The sequence below is a fragment of the Stenotrophomonas forensis genome (assembly GCF_028752115.1).
Classification (GTDB): domain Bacteria; phylum Pseudomonadota; class Gammaproteobacteria; order Xanthomonadales; family Xanthomonadaceae; genus Stenotrophomonas; species Stenotrophomonas forensis.
In genome coordinates, this window is record NZ_CP082270.1 from 3,745,596 (window position 1) to 3,768,531 (window position 22,936).

Genomic DNA, 22,936 nt, shown 5'->3' on the forward strand with positions numbered 1-22,936 from the left:
CATGCGTGGATGGAAGCATGGCGGTATCGAGGAAGGAAGCGGCCCTAGATCTCCACCTGGGCGCCCAGTTCCACCAATCTGTTGCCCGGAATCCGGAAGAACCCCGTCGCCGGCGCGGCGTTGCGATGCATCAGCGCGAACAGCTTGTCGCGCCAGATCGGCATGCCGCGGTTGGCGGTGGCGACGATGGTCTCGCGGCTGGCGAAGAAGGTGGTGTCCATCGGGTCGAAGTAGATGCCACCGTGGTCGCACGAGCGCATCAGCGCCAGCGGCACGTCCGGGGTCTCCATGAAGCCGAAGCGCACGTAGACCCGGTAGAACTCATCGCCCACCGATTCGATCTTCAGCCGCTGCCCTTCCATCGCATACGGGATCGGCAGGGTTTCCACGTGCAGGAACACGTTGCGCTCGTGCAGCACCTTGTTGTGCTTGAGGTTGTGCATCAGCGCGTGCGGAGCCACGGTCGGGTCGGCGGTGAGGAACACCGCGGTGCCCGGCACGCGCACCGGCGGCGCCAGCATCAGGCCGGGCAGGAAGGTATCCAGGCGGATGCCGTCCTTGCGTATTTCATCGCGCAGCAGCTCGCGGCCACGGCGCCAGGTGCGCATCATGGTGAACAGGAAGATGCCCAGCACCACCGGGAACCAGGCGCCCTGCAGCAGCTTGGCGCCGTTGGCGATGACGAAGCCGAGGTCGATGATGAAGAACACCACGCACAGCGGCAGGATCCAGTTGCGCGCCTTCGGCCACAGCGAACGCGCCACCAGCGCCAACAGCAGGGTATCGATCAGCATGGTGGCCGATACCGAGATGCCGTAGGCCACGGCCAGGTTCGACGAGCTGCGGAAGGCCAGCACCAGGCCGATCACCATCACCGCGATGCCCCAGTTGATGCCCGGGATGTAGATCTGGCCGATGGTGTCGTGCGAGGTGTGCTTGATGCGCATGCGCGGGATGTAACCCAGCTGCATGGCCTGGCGCGAGACCGAGAACGCACCGGTGATGACCGACTGCGAGGCGATCACCGCCGCCATCGTGGCCAGGATGATCATCGGGTACAGCGCCCACGGCGGCACCGCCTCGAAGAACGGGTTCTTCAGCGCCTCGGGGTGGTTGAGCACCAGTGCGCCCTGCCCCAGGTAGTTCAGCACCAGGCACGGCAGCACGAAGAAATACCAGGCGTGGCGAATGGGCTTGGCGCCGAAGTGGCCCATGTCGGCGTACAGCGCCTCGCCACCGGTCACCGCCAGCACCACCGCGCCCAGGATGAAGATGCCGTGCCAGCTGTGCTCCATGAAGAAGCGGATCGCCCACCACGGGTTGAAGGCCTTGAGCACTTCCGGCGCGTCTACGATGTTGTAGATGCCGATCGCGGCCAGCGAAATGAACCAGACCGAGGTGATCGGGCCGAACGCCTTGCCGATCTTCTCGGTGCCGAAGCGCTGCGCGGCGAACACCATCAGCAGTACCACCACCGTGATCGGCACGATGAAGGCATGCAGTCCGGGCGCGGCCACCTCCAGGCCTTCAACCGCACCCAGCACCGAGATCGCCGGGGTGATCACACCGTCGCCGAAGAACAGCGAGGCGCCGAAAATGCCGAGGATGCCGACCACATAGGCCGAGCGCGACCCGTTGCGCAATGTGCGCTGGGTCAACGCCATCAGCGCCATGATGCCGCCTTCGCCGTCGTTGTCGGCGCGCATGATGATGGTCACGTACTTCAGCGTGACCACGATGTTCAGCGCCCAGAACGCCAGCGACAGCACGCCCAGCACGGTGTCATGGTCGCTGTTGAGCCCGTAGTGCGGCGAGAACGCCTCCTTCAGGGTGTACAGCGGGCTGGTACCGATATCGCCGAAGACCACGCCGATCGCACCGATGATCAGCGCCATGCCTCCCGCGGGAGGGGCGTGACCGTGGCCACCGGGGGCGGCTGCGTGCGGGGTTTGACTGCTGGACATGGGACTCCTGGCGGGGCTCAGGCGGTTCGTTGGGGAAAAGAAGGACGGCTCAGCGCAGTGCCGACTGCAGCGCCTTGCGGATCACGGTGGCCACTTCGTCGCCCTCGTTGAAGGCGTCACGCGCCATGCGCGCCGCTTCGGCCGGCTTGTAGCCCAGCTGCTGCAGCGCCACGGTGGCGTCGGACAGCGGGTCGGCCGGGGCCGGGCCACTGCCGGTGGGCAATGCCCCGCCCGCGCCGAACTGGGCAGCGCGGTCGCGCAGTTCCAGCACCATGCGCTCGGCGGTCTTCTTGCCGATGCCCGGAATGCGGGTCAACGCGGTGATGTCACCGGCCTGGACCATGCGCGCGAACTCCTCGACGGTCACCCCGGACAGCACGGCCAGCGCGATCTTCGCGCCGATGCCACTGACCTTCTGCACGTCGCGGAACAGGCGCCGCTCGCCCTCGCGCAGGAAGCCGTACAGCGAGACGCTGTCTTCCTTCTGCGAATAATGGGTATACAGGGTGACCTCGCGGCCGAGCTCGGGCAGGTCGTAGAAGGTGCTCATCGGCGCCTCCAGCTCGTAGCCCACCCCGTTCACGTCCACCACCAGCCACGGCGGCGCCTTGTAGGCGACGATGCCGCGCAGTCGACCGATCATTGCGTGCAGCTCCTCATTTGCGGCCCCACGCCTGGCGGGCGCTGAGCCCCAGGCGGTTGGCCGTTGCCCTTACGTGGGCATGGGTGATCGCCACCGCCAACGCGTCGGCCGCGTCGGCCTGCAGCTTGGTTTTCAGGTTGAGCATGAGCCCGACCATGTGTTGAACCTGTTGCTTTTCGGCGCCACCGCGGCCGACCACCGCCAGCTTGATCTCGCTGGCAGCATATTCGTGCACCGGCAGGTCACGCAGTACCACGGCGGAAATCGCCGCGCCACGGGCCTGGCCCAGCTTCAGCGCCGAATCGGGGTTGCGGGCCATGAAGACCTTTTCGATGGCCACTTCGTTGGGCTGGTATTCCCGGCACAGGTCGGCCAGGCCCAGCACCAGCAGCTTCATGCGCTGCGGGAAGTCGTCGGCGCCCAGCAGCACCAGCGGCTGGTGGTGCACGTGGCTGACGCGGCCGGCGGCGTCGACATCGATGATGCCGACCCCGGTCCGCTGCGAACCGGGGTCGATGCCGAGGATGCGGGTCATGCCGCACTCCTGGCGGGACGGAACGGGAAGCGCTGGCAGGCGTATGGGCTCATGTCTGTCCGCGGTGACCGTTCAACGGCCCGCGCCCAGGCCGTCGGGACGGCTCAGGCGTAGGCGTCGGCGCCGAGTTCGGCGTTGGAGTACACGTCCTGCACGTCGTCCAGGTCTTCGAGCATGTCCAGCAGCTTCTTGACCTGCAGGGCGACCTCGCCCTCGACCTTGATGTCGTTGTCCGCGCGGAAGGTGATCTCGGCGTGGCCGGCGACATGACCGGCGGCGGTCATCGCGTCCTTGACCGCGTTGAACGCGTCAGGACTGGTGACCACGTCGATCGAGCCGTCGTCCGGGTAGACCACGATGTCATCGGCGCCGGCCTCAATGGCGGCTTCGGTGATGGCGTCCTCGTCGGCGCCCGGGGCGAAGCTGATGACGCCCAGGCGCTTGAACATGAATGCCACCGAGCCTTCGGTGCCCATGTTGCCGCCGCACTTGCTGAACGCATGGCGGACATCGGCCACGGTACGCACGCGGTTGTCGGTCAAGCAGTCCACGATGACGGCCACGCCGCCCGGGGCATAGCCCTCATAGCGGATTTCCTCGTAGTCGACGCCTTCCAGCTCACCGGTGGCCTTCTTGATGGCGCGTTCGATCACGTCCTTGGACATGTTCACGGCCAGGCCCTTGTCCATCGCCACGCGCAGGCGCGGGTTGTTGTTGGGGTCGCCTCCACCGCCGCGCGCGGCCACGCCGATCTCGCGGATGATCTTGGTGAAAATCTTGCCGCGCTTCGCGTCGGACGCGTTCTTGCGGGCTTCGATGGAGGGGCCTCTACCCATGGGTGCTACCGTCTGGCTGCTTCAGGATCAAGGCGCGGATTCTACCTGATCGCGCGCTGCAACCGTGTCTAGGGCGGAGGGATGCCGGCAGGTCATGCCCGGCGGAGAGCGTGCGAACCAACGGTTCGCACCCACCAAAGCAGGCCGAAGAGCGTGCGAACCAACGGTTCGCACCCACTCAATCATGCGGCAGCGGCGTCGCGGCTGTGGTCGAACTGGCCGTGGCGCAGGAAATACGCGGTCTGCCGTGCGGCATCGGGCGATACCACCAGGCCGCTGTGGCTGGTGCGCACCACGCAATGGTCGGAAAGACCCGGCAGGCGGGTCTCGGCCAGCGCCACCGTGCCATCGGAGGCGTCGTCCATCGCGCCCAGCAGGCTGCCCAGCCCATGCGGCACCGAGCCGGCGATCAGCCCGACCTCGGCCTTGCCCTGCCAGTCCGGCAGGCCATCCAGCAGCAGCTCGCTGCTGCGCCCCAGCGCCAGGCCCCAGCCATGGTCGGACAGCGACCGCGCGGTGCCGCTGCCACGCAGCGGCGAGCCCAGGCAGACCACGCGCTGAACATCCAGCTGCGGCTGGCGGCGCAGGGCCTCCAGCGCCAGCAACCCACCCAGGCTGTGGCCGACCAGCGACAACGGCCCGGCGTCGGTCAGGCGCTCCAACAGCTGCGGCACGGCCACGTCGGGGCCACCGAACACCGAGGAATAACCGAAGGCGTGCACCTGGAAACCACGCGCGCGCAGGCGCCAGGCCAGCGGCCCGACCCAGGCACGGGCATTCCAGATGCCATGCAGCAGCAATACGGGGGGAGTCATGCAAACAGCCTGGCGGTCAGCGGGGCAGGAACGTACTGCAATTGAACACGCGCGCGCAGCAAGCGACGGTGAACGTCAGGCCACGCGCGGTGCGCGACGCAGGATGAATTCGAGATCGTGGGTATCGCCGACCGGGAACAGGTACTCGCCAGCCTTCTCGAAACCGTAGCGGGCATAAAAGCGCTGCGCGCCGAAGTTTTCCGACCACACGCCCAGCCACAGCGTGCGTGGGCCATCGTGTTCCAGCCAGGCCAGCGCGGTTTCCAACAGGCGGCTGCCCCAGCCACAGCTCTGCTGGGTCTTGATCAGGTACAGGCGCTTGAGCTCGCCATCCCCGGGCTTCACCTCCGGGTGCGGCAGCCCACAGGGGCCGGCGGCGGCATGGCCGACCGCCTCCCCGTCCAGCTCCAGCAGCCACACCGCGTAATCCGGGTGGGCCAGGATCACGCGCTGGCGTTCGACCGCATAGGCCTCGTCGAGGAAGGCCTGCAGGTCCTGCGGCGGGTACAGATGGCCGAAGGTTTCGGTGAACGTGCGGGCGGCCAGCGCCGACAGGGTCGGCGCGTCGTCCACGGTGGCGCGGCGGATGGAATACATGCAGGAAGTTGACGTCAGGGCGAAGCGCGGGTCAAGCCTTTTCCGGCGCTTCCGCGGCTTCGTCTTCCTCGTCCTCTTCCTCGTATTCCTCTTCGTCCTCGTCCTCTTCTTCCTCGCCTTCCTCGTCCTCGTCGTACTCTTCCTCTTCGTCGTCCTCGTAATCCTCGACGCCGAAGTCTTCACCATCCCAACGGCCTTCGCCGTCGGCGACGAAGGTCAGGGCCATCGCCGCCGGGTTGGTACCGACGCGGACCAGCCAACCACCGAACACGCGCGCACGCTCGGTGACCAGGTTGGCCTCGGAGCCTTCATTGCCCAGCTTTTCCCACTCCAGCGAAAACGCAAACTCGGTCATTGCCTGGATCTCCTGATCAGTTGGTCTTGGGGCGAACCTGGATGTGCACTTCGGCCAGCTGCGCGTCGACGATCGGCGACGGCGCGTCGGTCATCAGATCCTGTGCACCGGTGGTCTTCGGAAACGGGATCACGTCGCGGATCGACTCGGTGCCGGCCATCAGCGCGGCGATGCGGTCGATGCCGAAGGCGATGCCACCGTGCGGCGGCGCGCCGTAGTTCAGCGCGTCGAGCAGGAAGCCGAACTTGGCGCGGGCTTCTTCGGCGCCGATGCCGAGCAGTTCGAACACTGCGCTCTGCATATCCGGACGGTGGATACGGATCGAACCGCCGCCGATTTCATTGCCGTTGAGCACCATGTCGTAGCCGCGCGAGACGGCGGCACGGGCGTTGGCGCGCAGGTCGGCGATGTCGTCCACGGCCGGTGCGGTGAAGGGGTGATGCAGGGCGACGTAACGCTGTTCTTCCTCGTCCCACTCGAACATCGGGAAGTCGGTGACCCACAGCGGTGCCCAGCCGTCGGCGACCAGGCCGAAGTCCTTGCCGGCCTTCAGGCGCAGCGCGCCCATGAAGTCGGAGACCTTGTTGTAGCCACCGGCGCCGAAGAACACGATGTCGCCGTTGCCGGCGCCGACGTGGGCGACCAGGGCAGCGAAGGATGCCTCGCTGAAGAACTTCTGGATCGGCGAGCTGACTTCGCCGTTGTCGGCGATCTTGATGTAGGCCAGGCCCTTGGCCCCGTACTTGGCGGCGTGCGCGGCGTACTCGTCGATCTGCTTGCGCGACAGCGAGGCGCCGCCCGGGATGCGCAGCGCGGCGACGCGGCCTTCGGCATCATTGGCCGGGCCGGTGAACACCGGGAACTCGCTGTCCTTGACCAGTTCGGCCACATCGACCAGTTCCAGCGCGATGCGCAGGTCCGGCTTGTCCGAGCCGTAGCGGCGCATGGCTTCGGCCCAGGTCATGCGCGGGAAGCTGGCGTCCAGTTCGACCTCGACCACTTCCTTGAAGATGGCGCGGATCATGTTCTCGACGAAGTCCTGCACGTCGCGTTCGCGGACGAAGGCGAACTCCATGTCCAGCTGGGTGAATTCCAGCTGGCGGTCGGCACGCAGGGCCTCGTCGCGGAAGCAGCGCGCGATCTGGTAGTAGCGGTCGAAGCCGGCCACCATCAGGATCTGCTTGAACAGCTGCGGGCTCTGCGGCAGGGCGTAGAACTCGCCCGGGTGCATGCGCGCCGGCACCAGGAAGTCGCGCGCGCCTTCCGGGGTGGCCTTGGTCAGGATCGGGGTCTCGATGTCCTGGAAGCCCTTTTCGTCTAGGTGGCGGCGCAGTGCCTGCACCAGCTTGATGCGGGTGCGCTGCATGCGCTGCATTTCCGGACGGCGCAGGTCCAGGTAGCGGTACTTCAGGCGGGTTTCCTCGCCCGGGTTCTCGTGGGCGTGGAACGGCAGCGGCGCGGCCTTGTTCAGCACGGTGATGGCAGTGGCGATCACTTCCACCTTGCCGGTGCGCATCTTGTCATTCACTGCATGGCGGGCACGCACCACGCCTTCCACCTGCAGCACGTCCTCGTAGCCCAGCGACGCGGCCACGGCGAACACTTCGGCGTTGTCCACCTCCACCGTCACCTGCACGATGCCTTCATGATCTCGAAGATCGATGAAGCAGACGCCGCCCTGGTTACGGGCCACGTCGGTCCAGCCGGCGAGGGTGACAGTCTGGCCAATCAGGGTCTCGTCGACCAGGCCGCAGAAGTGGGTACGCATGGGGGGAAGCTCCGCTGGAGAACGCCGGCACCGGATGGGGGCCGGAAAGCCTCGTATTCTGCGGCCGAGGCCCCGGCCGGGGCAAATCCGGCCAGTCACACCGGCTTGATCGCCCCCCTCCCTATAGTCGGGCACCTGCCACCGTATGGGATGCCGCCATGAAACCGCTGTCCCTGGCCAGCCTGGCCGTGACCCTCAGCCTGGGTGCCCTGGGCACCCTCGCCCTGCCCGTCCCTTCCGCCACTGCGCAGAACGGGGTGATCCGCTGCGAAAGCCAGAGCAACCGCGAACGGGTCTGCAACACCGGCTGGCGCAACGCGCAGCTGGTCCGCCAGTTGTCCGGCAGCCCGTGCGAGGAAGGCCGCACCTGGGGCAGCCGCAACGGCAGCATCTGGGTCACCAGCGGCTGCCGCGCCGAATTCGTCGAGTCCCGTGGCGGCTGGGGCGGCGGCAACGGCGGTGGCTGGGGCGGCAACAACGGCCGCCCGGGCGACACCATCCGCTGCGAAAGCCAGAACAACCGCGAGCGCAGCTGCCCGGTCGGCTGGCGCAATGCCCGCCTGGTGCGCCAGCTGTCCGGCAGCCCCTGCGACGAGGGCCGCACCTGGGGCGTGCGCAATGGCGCGGTCTGGGTCAGCAACGGCTGCCGCGCCGAATTCGCCGAAGCCCGCGGCTGGGGCGGCGGCGGCTGGGGCGGTGGCAACAGCAACTACTCGGTCACCTGCAGCAGCAACAACAACCGCTCGCAGACCTGCGACTGGGATGACCGCCAGGGCCGGCCGGTGCTGCAGCAGCAGCTGTCCGGCAGTGCCTGCCAGGAAGGCCGCAGCTGGGGCTATGCGCGCGGGCAGGTGTGGGTGAGCAACGGCTGCCGCGCGCGCTTTGGTACGCGCTGAGCATGGGGTCGGATCCCTGGCCGATGGCCAGGGCTCTGGCCCCGGCCCGGCATCCCGCATCCGCGCATGGCGCGGATCTACCCGGGATCTTTCAGAAATCCGCCCCCGGGATCACGGCGCGGGCAGTTTGTCGTCACCCCACGGCGCTGGCGGCAGGTCGACCGGCTTGCTCAGGTCGAACTGCACGCGGAAACGGCGCCCGTCGGGACGGGTCAGTTCGTAGACGAACGCCTGGTCGGGGTCGATCTCCATCGCCCAGGTATTGAACGTCGAGGCCAGCATGTCGGCCCGACGGAACATCGCCACTGAATCGGCATCGGCCGGGAACTGCTGGCGCTCGGCGGTTCCCGGCGGCGTGCTGTCGCCGCCGTACAGGGTGATCGCATCCGGGCTGCCGTCCTGGTGGCGATGATCGTGCTTCAGGCGCAGGCCGTTCGGCGTACGGGTCAGCACCCAGGTGCGCGAATGGTCATCGCCGACATGGAACGGGATGCGCAGCTCGTGCGCCGGGTCGGCACAGCCACGCACGTGCATGACCAGGCGCTGGCCCGCGAACGGGTCCTTGCCGGCAGGTGCCGGCGTGTCCTCCACCACCTTGCCGGCGTAGGCCTGGCCGCAGTGCGCGGCAATGGCCGCCATGAAGGCATCGGCCGGTGCGGTCGCCAGATCATGGGCGACCGTATCGGAGCGCTGCGAACAGGCCGCGAGGCCGAGCAGGAGGGCGGAAGCGGTAATAACGGCAGGCAGTTTCATGCCCCAACCCTAACGACCTGCGCCGATGGGCGCAAACCGTGCAGGTGCCCGCTCAGCGTGGCGCGGGCTGCGCCTCCGGCAGCGTCTCGGTGGCTGCCACCGGCGAGGCCTCGCCCTCGCCTGCCGGCTCCTGTTCCACCGGATCGACATCGAACGGCGTGCGGAACACCAGCGACGGCAGCAGCGTGGTCAGTGCCGCGTACAGCAGCAGCGCGCCGAACAGCACCGCCGGAATCTGGAAGCGCTCGCGCATGATCGCCGCCAGCACCAGGGTGAAGATCAGGGTCGGCGCCAGCGCCAGCGAGACGCGCAGGCTGCTGCGGAAACTCTCGCCGAACATCACCCGCCGCTGCAGCCAGACCACGCCGATGCGCAGCGGCAACACCACCAGGGTGATCACGATGCCCAGCCCCAGCGCCTCGAAGCTGAGCGCTTCGCTGGGCACCTTGGTGCCGGCGTTGAAGAAATAGAACGGCACGAAGAACGAGGCGAACAGGCGCAGCGCGTGCAGGTTCTCGTGCGAGGCCAGCAGCGGCATCCGCTGGTGCAGCAGGCGCGCGACCAGGCCGGCGATGAACGCGCCCACCAGGTAGTACACGCCCAGCAGATAGGTGATATAGGCCGCGACCATGCCGACCATCACCAGCAGCGAGAACTCCGAGCCTGGCGCGTGCGGTGCCACCCAGCGTCCCAGCGCGATGAACAGCAGCGGCAGGCCGATCATCATTGCCAGCAGGGCCAGGCTGGACAGCGCCATATGGCCCGGATCCCCGGCCTGCAGCACGATGAACAACGCCGCCAGCGCCAGCAGTTCGCCGGCAATGGCCTTGCTGGTCACCCAGAAACGTTCGTCTTCGCTCAGGCCCAGCCGCGACAGCGAATCCATGATGAAGCCGGTGGAGGGCGTCAGCAGCGCCAGCGCCAGCAGGCCCGCGGCCTGCCACGGCAGCCCCGCGTAGCGCCAAGCCAGCCAGCCCACGCCGAACAGCGTGCCGGTGCGGATCACCAGGTGCGCCAGCAGCGGCCACATGCCACGGCGCAGCGCCTGCAGATCCACTTCCAGGCCGGCAAACAGGAACAGCGAGGAAATGCCCAGCGTGGCCAGCAGGCCGATCACCGCATCGTGCGCCTGGTCACCCAGCCACAGCATGCCGATGATGCCGAACAGCAGGCAGGTCAGCGGCGCCGGCAGGCTGAATCGCTGCAGCGCGCGGGGGATCACCAGCAGCGCGAAGATCAGCAGCAGGTAGATCAACTCATGGCTCATCAGGGTCTTCCGTGGGGGTTCGAACGCGCGCAGGATGCGCGTGCCGGACCGATCCGGCAAGCCATTTTCGAATGATCCCGGTTACCTCAACCGATCAGCCGATCGGCGATCCGCCCGACCTGTGCCAGCACCATGGCCCGCTGTTCGTAGCTGATCGCACCGGCCTGCAGATAGGCGGTGAGCACCCAGGGCGCGCCGCCCGCCACCGGCCACAGCACGGCGATGTCATTGCGCGCGTCCTCGCCATTGCTGCCGGTCTTGTCGCCCACCCGCCAGCGCTTGCCAAGGCCCGCGCGCAGGCATTCGTCGCCGGTTTCGTTGTCGATCAGCCAATCGGCCAGCTGCTGCCGCGAAGCCGGCTGCAGCACCTCGCCCAGCACCACCCGCTGCAACGTCGCGGCCATCGCCGCGGGCGTGGTGGTGTCGCGCGGATCGCCTTCGGCGAAGCTGTTCAATTCCGGCTCCAGCCGATCGCTGCGGCTGACCGTATCGCCACTGGCGCGCAGGAAGGCGGTGACCGCAGGTGGCCCGCCCACTACGCCGAACAGCAGGTTGGCGGCGGTGTTGTCGCTGGTGATGATCGTGGCACGGCACAGATCGCGCACCGTCATGTCCTTACCTGCGTGGCGGCGGGTGACCGGCGCATGCGAAAGCAGGTCGGCGTCGCGTACCGGCACGCGCCGGTCGAGCAGCGCGGGCGCGCGCCCGGCCTGGCTGAGCACGGTGGCGGCCAGCATGCTCTTGAAGGTGCTGCACATCGGGAAGCGCTCGTCCTGGCGATGGCCGACGCGGCGCCCGCTGGCAGTATCGAGCAGGCTCACGCCAAGGCGGCCGGCACAGGCCTTCTCAAGTGCGGCGAAATCGGTGGCCGCGGTGATCGCAGCCTCGGTCGGGGCGACGCGGGTCGGCGCTCCTGCCGCACGTGCCAGCAACGGCAGGGCAAGCGAGGAAGCAACGGCAATACCACTGAACTGCAGGAATCGGCGGCGGGCGAGCATGCGGAGTTCTCCTGGGGACCACACGATTATTGACGCCACGCAGAGGTGCGACCAACGCAAAAAATCAGCGCCTGGCATGAGATGAATTCATGCCAACTTCATTCAACTCATTAATTTTACGGAATAAGCCGGTGAGGCGTTAGGATCAGCCATCACTCCAGCTCACGACTTCGCAATGCTGCACCCCACCCTGCCGCTGAATGCGCTGCGCGCCTTCGAAGCCGCCGCCCGCCACCAGAACTTCACCCGTGCCGCACTGGAGCTGTGCGTCAGCCAGGCGGCGCTGAGCCATCAGATCCGTGGCCTGGAGGATCGGCTCGGCATCCGCCTGTTTCATCGCCTGCCGCGTGGTGTCGCGCTGACCGACGAGGGCGCGGCGCTGTATCCGGTGCTCAACGAATCCTTCGAACGCATCTCGGCCAGCATTGCGCGCTACACCGGCGGACCCGCGCGTGAGGTGCTGACGTTGGGCGTGGTCGGCACCTTCGCCACCGGCTGGCTGCTGCCACGGCTGGCCGCATTCGAGGCTGCGCATCCGGACATCGAGCTGCGCCTGCAGACCCACAACAACCGCATCGACCTGGCCGGCGAAGGCCTGGACCTGGCGATCCGCTTCGGCGATGGCGACTGGCAGGGCCAGGCCTGCACGGCGATTATCGATGCACCCTTCGCGCCGCTGTGTGCGCCTGCCCTGGCACGACGGCTGAAGCAACCGCGCGACCTCGCCACGCTGCCGTTGCTGCGCTCTTACCGCAGCGACGAGTGGCCGCGCTGGCTGCAGGCGGCCGGGGTCAGTGGCGTGGAAGCGCGCGGGCCGGTGTTCGATTCGTCACTGACCGTGGCGATGGCTGCCGCCGGGGGCGCGGGCGTGGCCCTGCTGCCGCTGCGCATGTTCGAGCAGGAACTGGCCGAAGGCCGGCTGCTGCAGCCGTTCGCCACCACGCTGGAGCTGGGCCGCTACTGGCTGACCCGACTGCGCTCGCGTGCCGAGCGTGAGCCGGCCAGGCGCTTCCGCGAATGGTTGCAGGCGCAGGGCGCATAACAAAAAGGGGACGGAGGGGATTAAGTCGTTTGTGGCACAAACGACTTAATCCCCTCCGTCCCCTTTTTTGCGGATTTACGACTCCAGCAGCTCCATCCACGCCGCTTCGGCCTTTTCCAGCTGCGCCGCTGCGGATTCGCGGTCACGACCAATCACCGCCATGCGCGTGGCATCGGCGTAGTTGGCCGGGTCGGCCAGCTGGCGGTCCAGTTCGGCCAGCGCACCTTCCAGTTCGGCCACCTTGGCTTCGGCAGCGGCCAGCTTGTGCGGGTTCACCGGCTTCTTCTGCACCACCTGCGCCACCGGTGCGGTCTTGACCACCACCGGCTCTTCCACCTGCTCCATGCGTGCCTTGGTGCCCTGCGCCTGCGGGCGGGTGCGCAGCCACGCGGCATACGCATCGAGGTCGCCGTCGAACGGCTCGACCACGCCATCGGCCACGCGCCAATAGGTATCGCAGACCAGGCCGATCAGGTGGCGGTCATGCGAGACCATCACGATCGCGCCCTCGAAGGTCGCCAGTGCTTCGGCCAGCGCTTCGCGCATTTCCAGGTCAAGGTGGTTGGTCGGTTCGTCCAGCAGCAGCACGTTCGGCTGCTGCCAGGCGATCAGTGCCAGTGCCAGGCGCGCGCGCTCGCCACCGGAGAAGCCATCGACCGGCTCGAACGCGCGGTCGCCGGGGAAGTTCCACTTGCCGAGGAAGTCGCGGAACGACTGGTTCGGTGCATCCGGCGCGATCTCGCGGAAGTGCTCCATCGGCGACTGGCCTTCGTGCAGCGACTCCACCGTGTGCTGGGCGAAGTAGCCGATCTTCAGGTCCGGGTGCGCCATGCGCTCGCCGACGATCGGTGCCAGTTCGCCTACCAGGGTCTTCACCAGCGTGGTCTTGCCGGCGCCGTTCGGGCCAAGCAGGCCGATGCGCTGGCCTGCTTCCAGGCCGAAGCCAACATTGTGCAGGATCACCGCGTCCTTGCCATAGCCGGCCTCGACGTGATTCAGGCGGATCAGCGAGAACGGCAGCTTGGCCGGAGGCGCGAACTCGATGCGGAACTCGCGCTCGGCACGCACCGCTTCGGTACCGGCCAGCTTGGCCAGGCGCTTCATGCGGCTCTGTGCCTGCGCGGCCTTGCTGGCCTGCGCCTTGAAGCGGTCGATGAAGCTCTGCAGGTGGGCGCGTTCGGCCTGTTCCTTCTCGTGCGCGATCTGCTGCTGGCGCAACTGTTCGGCGCGCTGGCGCTCGAAATCGGTGTAGCCGCCCGGGTAGAGCTTGGCGCCGCCACCGTGCAGGTGCAGGGTGTGGGTGGCCACGTTGTCGAGGAACTCGCGGTCATGCGAGATCAGCAGCAGCGTACCCGGGTACTTCAGCAGCCACTGTTCCAGCCAGTACACCGCGTCCAGATCCAGATGGTTGGTCGGTTCGTCCAGCAGCAGCAGGTCGCTGGGCATCATCAGCGCGCGGGCCAGGTTCAGGCGCACGCGCCAGCCGCCGGAGAACGAGGACACCGCGCGGTGGTGGGTCTCGGCCGGGAAGCCGAGGCCGTGCAGCAGCTTGCCGGCGCGCGCTTCGGCGTCGTAGGCGTTGAGCTCGGCCATCTTCGTATGCGCCTCAGCGACCGCTTCCCAGTCCTCGCGGGCGGTGGCGTCGGCTTCGGCGGCCAGCACCGCGGCCACCTCGATATCGCCGCCCAGCACGAAGCTCAGCGCCGGATCGGGCAGCGACGGGGTTTCCTGGGCCACGCTGGCGATGCGCACCTTGCCGGGCAGGTCGACGTCGCCCTTGTCCGCCTCCAGCTCGCCCTTCACCGCCGCGAACAGGCTGGACTTGCCAGCACCGTTGCGGCCGACCACACCCACCCGGTAACCGGCGTGCAGGGTCAGGTCGACATTGGACAACAGCAGCCGCTCGCCGCGGCGCAAGGCGAAATTACGAAGGGAAATCATCGGGGGAGGGGTCCATATAACCGGATGGAATGTGCTGGTGAGCACTGTTCCTGCGACGCAATTCTAGCGTTAACGAATACTTGACGCGTCCCGGGATGCGCGGCGGCCGACGTTCCTCTCTCCCACGTCCTCGCCGCGCGCCTCCCGGGCTCCCCTCCCCGCCTGTGCCTGCGCGAGCTAAATGGTTGCTGCTGCAACGTTTTTTTCGATGACCGGCATTTGACAGCCACTGAATATCCCGTTAATTCCTGCCTTGCGCACCGCAACAACCGCCGTCCGCCTCACCCCCGTGATGTCGATTCCGGTGCCACCCCCGCCAACCGGAGCCCCATCCCGATGACCCGCAAGACCAGCCTGATCGCCGCCGCCGTCGCTGTCGCACTCGGTGGCTCTCCGTTCGTCGCCGCTGCCCAGCAGGCCGGCACCGCCGCCAACACCCTGGACACGGTGATCGTCACCGGCACCCGCGTGGCCGATCGCACGGTCGCCGAATCACAGTCGCCGATCGACATCATCACCCCGGAAATCCTGCAGTCCACCGGCACCGGTGAACTGGCCACCGCGCTGTCGCGCGCCCTGCCCTCGTTGAACTTCCCGCGCCCGGCCCTGACCGACGGCACCAGCGGCGTGCGCCCGGCGCAGCTGCGCGGCCTGTCGCCGGACCAGGTGCTGGTGCTGGTCAACGGCAAGCGCCGCCATACCTCGGCGATGATCAACGTCAACGGCAGCATCGGCCGTGGTTCGTCGGCGGTGGACATCAACGCGATCCCGATCGCCGCCATCGAGCGCGTGGAAGTGCTGCGTGACGGCGCTTCGGCGCAGTACGGCTCGGATGCCATCGCCGGCGTCATCAACATCGTGCTCAAGGGCAGCGGCCGCGGCGGCAGCCTGGCGGTGGACTACGGCCAGTACTCGGCCGGTGACGGCAACAAGTACCAGCTGTCCGGCGACACCGGCGTCGAGTTCGGCAATGGCCGTGGCCGCGTGCACGTGGCCGGCCAGATCAGCCAGCAGGACGAGAGCAATCGCGCCGGGCCGTACCAGGGCACCACGCCGAACACCGGAAATTTCCCCAGCATCGGCCAGACCACCTTCATCGTCGGCGACCCGCGCGTGGATGCCACCGCCGCCTCGGCCAACGCCAGCTTCGACTTCAGCGACCACGTGACCGGCTACGCCAGCGCGCTGCTGAGCAACCGCGACATCACCTCGTTCGCGTTCTACCGCTCGCGCAACCACAACGGGCAGAGCGCGCTGCTGGCGCAGACCTACCCGGACGGCTTCGTGCCGGAAATCAACCAGTACTCCAAGGACCGCTCGCTGGTGGCCGGGGTCAAGGGCAACACCGACAACGGCTGGACCTGGGACCTGAGCCTGAACCATGGCGAGAACACCCTGGACTTCCACACCCGCAACAGCATCAACTACAGCCTGGGTGCGACCAGCCCGCGCTCGTTCTACGACGGCACGCTGAAGTACCAGCAGGACATCTTCAACGCCGACCTGACCAAGTCGCTGGACTGGGGCCTGGCCTATCCGGTCACGCTGTCCTTCGGCGGTGAGTATCGCAAGGAGAAGTGGGACCAGAACCCCGGTGAGCTGAACTCGTACACCGGCAGTGGCGCGCAGGGCTTCGGCGGCTTCACCCCGACCAACGAGGTGCATGCCGACCGCCACAACTACGCGGTCTACGCCGGCCTGGAAGCGGACCTGACCGAGAAGTTCTCGGCCGGCATCACCGGCCGCTACGAGGACTACTCGGACTTCGGCGACCGTTTCTCCGGCAAGCTGTCGGCGCGCTATGCGTTCACCGACAAGGTCGCGCTGCGGGCAACCGCCTCCAGCGGCTTCCGTGCACCGTCGCTGGCGCAGCAGGGCTACCAGGCAGTCACCAGCCAGTTCACCAACGGCGTGTTCGTCGAACGCGGCACCTTCCCGACCACCAGCGCGGCTGCGCAGGCACTGGGCGCCTCGCCGCTGAAGGCCGAGACCTCCACCTCCTACAGCCTGGGCCTGGTGCTGCAGCCGGTCGACCGCCTGTACATCACCGTCGACGCGTACCAGATCGACATCGATGACCGCATCGCGCTGTCGTCCAGCATCACCACCAATGCCGCCAGCAGCGCGCTGCTGACCAGCCTCGGCCTGCCGCAGGTGACCGCGTTCTCGTACTTCACCAACGGCCTGGATACGCGCACCCGGGGTGTCGACTTCGTGTCCAGCTACACCGTGCCCTTCGCAGCCAGCAGCCTGGAACTGACCGCGGCCTACAGCTACAACGACACCGAAGTGCGTCGCGTCGGCGGCACCCCGGCAGTATTCGGCACGCTGGGCCTGACCCAGTCGCTGATCGGCCGCGATGAAATCGGCCGCATCGAAGACAGCTACCCGCGCGACAAGGCGATCCTGAGCGGCACCTGGCGTTCGGACCACTGGGAACTGGGCCTGGCCGCCACCCGCTACGGCAAATTCACCGTGCGCAACTCGGCCACCGCGCTGCGCGACCAGACCTACGGCGACGCCTGGGTGGTGGATGCCTCGGCCAGCTACAAGCCGAGCAGCAACTGGACCCTGACCGTGGGCGCGGACAACCTGCTGGACAAGTACCCGGACCGCACCGAAGACCTGCAGAACTCCACCTTCGGCATGCTGCCCTACAGCAACTACTCGCCGTTCGGCTTCAACGGCGCGTATGTCTACGGCCGCATCAAGTACACCTGGTAAGCGGTAGTGCCGGCCGCTGGCCGGCAACCCCTCGCCATATCTGGAGCAAAGCCCCTTCGTGTTGAAGGGGCGCGCCGAAGGCGGGGGTAGAGGAGAAATGCATGGGCAAACCCGCCGGCCACGGCGTGTGACCGGCGGGTTTGCCGTATCTGGCCTCATCGGTGAAAATCGGGACATCCCCCCGATTTCTGCGAGAGCCGATGCACCATGACACCGACCTGATCAACATCGTGGCCGTTGGCCTGGGGCTCGCCTTCATTTTCGGCGCGCTGGCCAACAAGCTGCGCTTGTCTCCGCTGGTCGGTTATCTGGTTGCTGGCATCTGTGTAGGCCCGTTCACCCCCGGCTTCGTCGCCGACCAGGCGCTGGCCAACCAGCTGGCCGAACTGGGCGTGATGCTGCTGATGTTCGGCGTTGGCCTGCACTTCTCGCTGAAGGACCTGATGGCGGTCAAGGCCATCGCCATTCCCGGCGCCATCGGCCAGATCGCGGTGGCCACCCTGCTCGGCTGGGGCGTGGCCTCGCTGATGGGCTGGCCCGCCATCCACGGCGTCATCTTCGGATTCTCGCTGGCCACCGCCAGTACCGTGGTGCTGCTTCGGGCCATGGAGGAACGCCGCCTGCTGGAAACCATGCGCGGCAAGATCGCGGTCGGCTGGCTGATCGTGGAAGACCTGGCCTGTGTGCTGGCGCTGGTGATGATGCCGGTGATGGCCGGTGTGTTCGGCCCCGACGCGGCCAAGGAATCGCACTCGCTGGGCAGCGTGCTGGCCGACATCGGCTGGACCTTCGTGCAGCTGGGCCTGTTCGTGGCGGTGATGCTGGTGGTCGGCCGCCGGGTCATTCCGTGGATCCTGGAACGCATTGCCGGCACCGGTTCGCGCGAACTGTTCACGTTGTCGGTGCTGGCGATCGCGCTGGGCGTGGCGTTCGGCTCGGCGATGCTGTTCGGCGTTTCGTTCGCGCTGGGCGCGTTCTTCGCCGGCATGCTGCTCAACGAATCGGAACTGAGCCACAAGGCCGCGCATGATTCGCTGCCGCTGCGTGATGCGTTCGCGGTGCTGTTCTTCGTCTCGGTCGGCATGCTGTTCGACCCGAACATCCTCATCCAACACCCGTGGCAGGTACTGGCCACGGTGCTGATCATCATGTTCGGCAAGTCAGCGGCGGCATTCTTCATCGTGCGCGCCTTCGGCCACCCGACCAGCACCGCGCTGACCATCTCGGCCAGCCTGGCGCAGATCGGCGAATTCGCCTTCATCATCGCCGGCCTCGGCGTGGCCCTGCAGATTCTGCCGAAGGAAGGCCAGTCGCTGGTACTGGCCGGTGCGCTGGTCTCGATCATGCTCAACCCGCTGGTGTTCGGCCTGCTCGACCGCTGGCAGGCCAAGCAGGAGCAGTTGCCACAGCCGCCCGAGCCGGAAGAAGCCACTGGCCCGTCCCGGGACCTGCATGACCACGCCATCGTGATCGGTTACGGCCGGGTCGGCAGCGAACTGGCGCAGGTGCTGCGTGACCGTGGCGTGCCGGTGCTGGTGATCGATGACAACAAGGAGCACGTCGAGCAGGCCCACGCCAAGGGCCTGGCGGCGATCCGTGGCAGCGCCGCCGCCGACCGGGTGCTGGCCGAGGCCCACCCGGAGCGCGCGAAGATCGCGGTGTTGGCGATTCCGCAGCCGCTGGAAGCCGGCGAGGCGCTGGCCAAGCTGCGCGCGATCAATCCGGACCTGACCCTGCTGGCGCGTGCGCACAGCGATGCCGAGGTGAAGCATCTGCTGGAACACGGTGCCGATGGCACGGTGATGGCCGAGCGCGAGCTGGCCTATTCGCTGGCGGAGATGATCATGTCGACGCCGCCGTACCGGAACCTGGGGCAGCACAGTATTCCGGTGGTGTGAGGGGCAGCGTGTGCAGGGCTTGCAGCCCTGCACCTGCCGAAGCAACGGCAACAGCAACGGCAACGACAAAAGCAGAAGCTGACATTCCGTGGGATGGCGGGGTGGGTCCGGTTGCTGTTGGTGGGTGTCGACCTTGGTCGACACGGCGGCACAAAAAAAATCCCCGGTCGACCCGCATCGACCGGGGATCTGGATCGCCACGTTGCCACGCCTTGGAGAGGCAGTTCCACCGTAGCGCATCGCAGCGCCCGTGGTGATCGCCTGTGGCGATGACGACCAAGCCCGTGGCTATCAGGCGTTGGCCAGGGCCTGCTCCAGGTCCGCGCGCAGGTCGCCGATGTGCTCGATGCCGATCGACAGCCGCACGGTGTCTTCGCTGACGCCGGCCTTGGCCAGTTCGGCCGCGTCCAGCTGGCGATGGGTGGTCGAGGCCGGATGGGTGGCCAGTGATTTCGCATCGCCCAGGTTGACCAGGCGGGTGAACAGCTTCAGCGCATCGAGGAAGCGCGCGCCAGCTTCGCGCCCGCCCGGCAGGCCGAAGGTCAGCACGCCCGAGCCGTGTCCGCGCAGATAGCGCTGCGCGGCAGTGTGCTCGGGGTCGTCGACCAACCCGGCATAGCGCACCCAGGCCACCTTGGCGTGCGACTTCAGGAACTGCGCGACGGCCAGTGCGTTGGCATTGATGCGCTCCATGCGCAGGGCGAGCGTCTCGATACCCTGCAGGATCAGGAATGCATTGAACGGCGACAGCGCCGCGCCGGTGTTGCGCAGCGGCACCACCCGCGCGCGGCCGATATAGGCGGCCGGCCCCAGCGCTTCGGTGTAGACCACGCCGTGGTAGCTCGGGTCGGGCTGGTTGAGGCGGGCGAAGCGTTTTGGCTGCGCCGCCCAGTCGAAGCGGCCGGAGTCGATGATCGCGCCGCCGAGGCTGTTGCCATGGCCGCCCAGGTACTTGGTCAGCGAGTGCACCACGATGTCGGCACCGTGCTCGAACGGGCGCAGCAGGAACGGGGTGGCCACGGTGTTGTCGACGATCAGCGGCACGCCTGCCGCGTGAGCGACTTCGGCGATCGCCGCGATGTCGGTGACGTTGCCACGCGGGTTGCCGATCGACTCGACGAACACCGCCTTGGTGCGCTCGTCGATCAGCCCTGCAAACGCAGCAGGATCGGCCGGATCGGCGAAGCGCGCCTGGATGCCGTACTGCGGCAGCGTGTGCGCAAGCAGGTTGAGGCTGCCACCATACAGCGCACTGGACGCAACGATGTTGTCACCGGCCTCGGCGATGGTCTGGATCGCGTAGGTGATCGCCGCCTGCCCCGAGGCCAGTGCCAGTGCGCCGATACCGCCTTCCAGCGCGGCCAGGCGCTGCTCCAGCACGTCGGTGGTGGGGTTCATGATGCGCGTGTAGATGTTGCCGGACACCTTCAGGTCGAACAGGTCGGCACCGTGCTGGGTGTCATCGAAGGCATAGGCCACGGTCTGGTAGATCGGCACCGCTACCGCGCGGGTGGTCGGGTCGGGACGGTAGCCGCCATGCACGGCCAGGGTTTCCAGTTGCCACTGCAGGTCGCTCATTGCACCAGGCTCCATCCGGGGAAACCGCCAACATAGGCCAAGCGGAGCCTGCTGCTGAAAGCCGCTGGCGATGACGTCCATACCGCCGGTTATCAGGTTGGCCGCGATTCAGGCAGCCGTCATGGCCCGTTGCTAGGCTTCGCCGCCGGGCGATCCTGCCCGGGCACGGAGGCCCAATACGCATGCAGCCCTCTCCCTGGACACCCGCCGCCAGCGGCGCGCCGACCCCGGTCCTGCTGGTGGAAGACGATCGCCGCCTGGCCGAGCTGGTCAGCGACTATCTGCACGAACATGGCTTCGCCGTGCAGCACGTGGCCCGCGGCGACCTGGCCGGCGCGGCGTGCCGCCAGCATGCACCGGAACTGGTGGTGCTGGACCTGATGCTGCCGGGCCTGGGTGGCATCGATGTGTGCCGGCAGATCCGCAGCTTTTCCGATGTGCCGATCCTGATGCTGACCGCCTGCGAAGACGATATCGAGCAGGTACTGGGCCTGGAATCGGGCGCCGACGACTACGTGCACAAGCCGGTCGAGCCGCGCCTGCTGCTGGCCCGCCTGCGCGCCCTGCTGCGCCGCCGTCATGGCAGCAGCAACTCCGGCACGCCGTGCCGGTTGATGCATGGCGAACTGCTGATCGACCGGATGCAGCGCGAAGTACACCTGCACGGGCTGCCGGTGGAGCTGGGAACGAGTGAATTCGAGATCCTGTGGCTGCTGGCCAGCCAGCCGGGGCAGATCCTGTCGCGTGACCAGATCCTGCAGGCGGTGCGCGGCATCGGTTTCGATGGGCTGGACCGCAGCGTCGACGTCAGCATCGGCAAGCTGCGCCGCAAGCTTGGCGACGACGCACGCGAACCCCGGCGGATCAAGACCGTGTGGGGCCGCGGCTACCAGTTCAATCCCTCGGCCTGGTCAGCATGAAGCGCCTGTTCCTGTGGTTGTGGTTCGTCACCGGTGCCTGTTTCCTGGTGTCGGTGTTCGTCCTCAACCACATCCTGGACGGCATCTACCTGCCGGTACAGGATCGTGTGTTCGCCGAGCAGGTGCGCGGGCAGGTGTATGCCCTGCGCACCGGGCTGGCCGGCCTGGACGCTGCACAGCAGCGAGCGCGCGTGCAACAGTGGCAACCACACTATGGCATCGCGCTGACCCTGCTGGAGACGCCTCCCGTGCTCGACGCGCAGGAGCAGGCCCATCTGCAGGCACAGGGCTTCATCGTCCGCGATCATTACCAGCAGATCCTGTTGCCCATCGAAGATGCCGGCGGCCGCTGGCTGCACCTGCGCCTGCCCGGCGAGGTGCTGATGACCACCTACATGTCCATCGCCGCCTACCTCAGCATCCTGCTGCTGGTCGGGGCCAGCCTGTATGCCTGGGTCCGCCTGCTGTGGCGCGACCTGGAAGCGTTGCGCCTGCATGCCGACCGCATCGGCGCCGGCGACCTGCAGGCGCGGGCGCAGGTGTCGCCGCGCTCACAGATCCGGGTCATCGTCGACCATTCCAATCGCATGGCCGCGCGCGTGGCCGAGCTGGTGCAGCGCCAGCGCGACCTGACCCACGCGATCTCGCATGAACTGCGCACGCCGATTGCGCGCGTGGCGTTCGGGCTGGACCTGATGCAGGACAGCGACGATCGCGCACGTCGCGCAAGTCTGGCGCAGGGGCTGCACGGCGACCTGGCCGAACTCAACCGGCTGGTGAGCGAACTGCTGGCCTATGAACGCCTGGAACACCCCAATGAAGGAGAGCCGCTGCAACGCATCGAGGCCAACGACTGGCTGCAGGCCTGCCTGGCCGATGCGCGCCGCGACGCCGAACGTGCCGGTCTGTCACTGCGTGTGCAGCCCAGCGCGCTGCCGCGGGTGGATGCCGAGCCGCGCCTGCTGCAGCTGGCACTCAGCAACCTCGTGGGCAACGCCCTGCGCCATGCGCATTCGCAGGTGGAAGTCTCACTGGTGGGCGTTGGCGGCCGCGCCTGCCTGCGCGTGGATGACGACGGCCCCGGTATCGCCGAGGCCGACCGCGAAAAAGTGATGCGGCCATTCACCCGGCTGGATGACAGTCGCAGCCGCGATACCGGTGGTTTCGGGCTGGGCCTGGCCATCGTCAACCGCATCGCGGCGCGCCACGGCGGCGAACTGCATGTCAGCCACGCCACGCTGGGCGGTGCACGCCTGGAAATGCACTGGCCGCTGGCTGGAAGCTGAACGCCAACGGGCACGATTACATTTGATTACAACTCCCGCACAACTGCGGACGGATCAGTCGCCGGCGAATCGCCACGCTGTCGACCCTGCAGCGCGCGCCGGATGCGCGTGCTGCATTCC

19 protein-coding genes are annotated in these 22,936 nt (G+C 67.4%); 6 read left to right on the top strand and 13 right to left on the bottom strand.

From position 1 onward, the window contains the following. Positions 1 to 44: 44 nt before the first annotated feature. The 8 genes from K5L94_RS17290 to aspS all read right to left on the bottom strand — a co-directional run bounded on the left by K5L94_RS17290 (position 45) and on the right by aspS (position 7,513). Positions 45 to 1,964, bottom strand: coding sequence for a potassium transporter Kup (locus tag K5L94_RS17290; RefSeq protein ID WP_006438676.1), 1,920 nt, complete (start codon positions 1,962 to 1,964; stop codon positions 45 to 47). A 49-nt stretch (positions 1,965 to 2,013) separates the two neighbouring features. Next, entirely contained in the window at positions 2,014 to 2,607 is a 594-nt protein-coding gene (gene ruvA, locus K5L94_RS17295) for a Holliday junction branch migration protein RuvA (protein WP_005410756.1), read from the bottom strand. A 13-nt stretch (positions 2,608 to 2,620) separates the two neighbouring features. After that, positions 2,621 to 3,142 (bottom strand): crossover junction endodeoxyribonuclease RuvC, encoded by a 522-nt coding sequence (gene ruvC / locus K5L94_RS17300; RefSeq protein WP_008268142.1) that lies wholly within the window; start codon positions 3,140 to 3,142, stop codon positions 2,621 to 2,623. A gap of 104 nt (positions 3,143 to 3,246) precedes the next feature. Then, complete coding sequence (locus K5L94_RS17305) at positions 3,247 to 3,978, bottom strand: YebC/PmpR family DNA-binding transcriptional regulator (protein WP_053450577.1); 732 nt, start codon at positions 3,976 to 3,978, stop codon at positions 3,247 to 3,249. A gap of 182 nt (positions 3,979 to 4,160) precedes the next feature. Next, the gene (locus tag K5L94_RS17310; RefSeq protein ID WP_053450578.1) at positions 4,161 to 4,793 is read right to left on the bottom strand and encodes an esterase/lipase family protein; all 633 of its coding nucleotides are present in this window, start codon (positions 4,791 to 4,793) and stop codon (positions 4,161 to 4,163) included. A 75-nt stretch (positions 4,794 to 4,868) separates the two neighbouring features. After that, positions 4,869 to 5,390: a GNAT family N-acetyltransferase gene (locus K5L94_RS17315; RefSeq protein ID WP_274510943.1), complete on the bottom strand. Its 522-nt coding sequence runs from the start codon at positions 5,388 to 5,390 to the stop codon at positions 4,869 to 4,871. A gap of 31 nt (positions 5,391 to 5,421) precedes the next feature. Then, complete coding sequence (locus tag K5L94_RS17320; RefSeq protein ID WP_006438575.1) at positions 5,422 to 5,745, bottom strand: hypothetical protein; 324 nt, start codon at positions 5,743 to 5,745, stop codon at positions 5,422 to 5,424. A gap of 16 nt (positions 5,746 to 5,761) precedes the next feature. Beyond that, positions 5,762 to 7,513 carry an aspartate--tRNA ligase gene (aspS, locus tag K5L94_RS17325; protein ID WP_274510944.1) on the bottom strand — a complete coding sequence of 584 codons (1,752 nt, stop codon included), beginning with the start codon at positions 7,511 to 7,513 and terminating at the stop codon, positions 5,762 to 5,764. A gap of 158 nt (positions 7,514 to 7,671) precedes the next feature. Between aspS and K5L94_RS17330 the strand changes: the two genes are divergently transcribed. Next, positions 7,672 to 8,409, top strand: a complete 738-nt coding sequence (locus K5L94_RS17330; protein WP_053450581.1) for a DUF3011 domain-containing protein — start codon at positions 7,672 to 7,674, stop codon at positions 8,407 to 8,409. Positions 8,410 to 8,520: 111 nt separating this feature from the next. Here the strand turns inward: K5L94_RS17330 and K5L94_RS17335 are convergent, their stop codons facing one another. From K5L94_RS17335 to blaL2, 3 genes are all read right to left on the bottom strand, one after another. Beyond that, positions 8,521 to 9,162, bottom strand: coding sequence for a hypothetical protein (locus K5L94_RS17335; RefSeq protein WP_180879157.1), 642 nt, complete (start codon positions 9,160 to 9,162; stop codon positions 8,521 to 8,523). 52 nt (positions 9,163 to 9,214) lie between these two features. Continuing rightward, the gene (locus tag K5L94_RS17340; RefSeq protein WP_274510946.1) at positions 9,215 to 10,429 is read right to left on the bottom strand and encodes a cation:proton antiporter; all 1,215 of its coding nucleotides are present in this window, start codon (positions 10,427 to 10,429) and stop codon (positions 9,215 to 9,217) included. An 86-nt stretch (positions 10,430 to 10,515) separates the two neighbouring features. Beyond that, positions 10,516 to 11,427: a L2 family extended-spectrum class A beta-lactamase gene (gene blaL2, locus K5L94_RS17345; protein ID WP_274510947.1), complete on the bottom strand. Its 912-nt coding sequence runs from the start codon at positions 11,425 to 11,427 to the stop codon at positions 10,516 to 10,518. Between the two features lie 175 nt (positions 11,428 to 11,602). Between blaL2 and ampR the strand changes: the two genes are divergently transcribed. Beyond that, positions 11,603 to 12,469, top strand: coding sequence for a LysR family transcriptional regulator AmpR (ampR, locus tag K5L94_RS17350; RefSeq protein ID WP_053450585.1), 867 nt, complete (start codon positions 11,603 to 11,605; stop codon positions 12,467 to 12,469). 75 nt (positions 12,470 to 12,544) lie between these two features. On the opposite strand, the gene K5L94_RS17355 is transcribed toward ampR, so the two are convergent. Then, positions 12,545 to 14,410: an ABC-F family ATP-binding cassette domain-containing protein gene (locus K5L94_RS17355; RefSeq protein ID WP_053450586.1), complete on the bottom strand. Its 1,866-nt coding sequence runs from the start codon at positions 14,408 to 14,410 to the stop codon at positions 12,545 to 12,547. Between the two features lie 336 nt (positions 14,411 to 14,746). Between K5L94_RS17355 and K5L94_RS17360 the strand changes: the two genes are divergently transcribed. Beyond that, positions 14,747 to 17,134 carry a TonB-dependent receptor plug domain-containing protein gene (locus tag K5L94_RS17360; RefSeq protein WP_197586622.1) on the top strand — a complete coding sequence of 796 codons (2,388 nt, stop codon included), beginning with the start codon at positions 14,747 to 14,749 and terminating at the stop codon, positions 17,132 to 17,134. 200 nt (positions 17,135 to 17,334) lie between these two features. Then, positions 17,335 to 19,032 carry a YbaL family putative K(+) efflux transporter gene (gene ybaL / locus K5L94_RS17365; protein WP_049456805.1) on the top strand — a complete coding sequence of 566 codons (1,698 nt, stop codon included), beginning with the start codon at positions 17,335 to 17,337 and terminating at the stop codon, positions 19,030 to 19,032. A gap of 291 nt (positions 19,033 to 19,323) precedes the next feature. Here ybaL and K5L94_RS17370 read toward each other — a convergent pair whose 3' ends face one another. Further along, positions 19,324 to 20,610: an O-acetylhomoserine aminocarboxypropyltransferase/cysteine synthase family protein gene (locus K5L94_RS17370; protein ID WP_053450588.1), complete on the bottom strand. Its 1,287-nt coding sequence runs from the start codon at positions 20,608 to 20,610 to the stop codon at positions 19,324 to 19,326. A 182-nt stretch (positions 20,611 to 20,792) separates the two neighbouring features. Between K5L94_RS17370 and K5L94_RS17375 the strand changes: the two genes are divergently transcribed. Both K5L94_RS17375 and K5L94_RS17380 read left to right on the top strand, forming a co-directional pair. Further along, on the top strand, positions 20,793 to 21,530 hold the full coding sequence (locus K5L94_RS17375; RefSeq protein WP_053450589.1) for a winged helix-turn-helix domain-containing protein: 738 nt from the start codon (positions 20,793 to 20,795) through the stop codon (positions 21,528 to 21,530). Beyond that, positions 21,527 to 22,816 (top strand): ATP-binding protein, encoded by a 1,290-nt coding sequence (locus K5L94_RS17380; RefSeq protein ID WP_053450590.1) that lies wholly within the window; start codon positions 21,527 to 21,529, stop codon positions 22,814 to 22,816. Before K5L94_RS17375 ends, K5L94_RS17380 begins: the two co-directional genes overlap by 4 nt. Positions 22,817 to 22,936 lie beyond the last annotated feature (120 nt).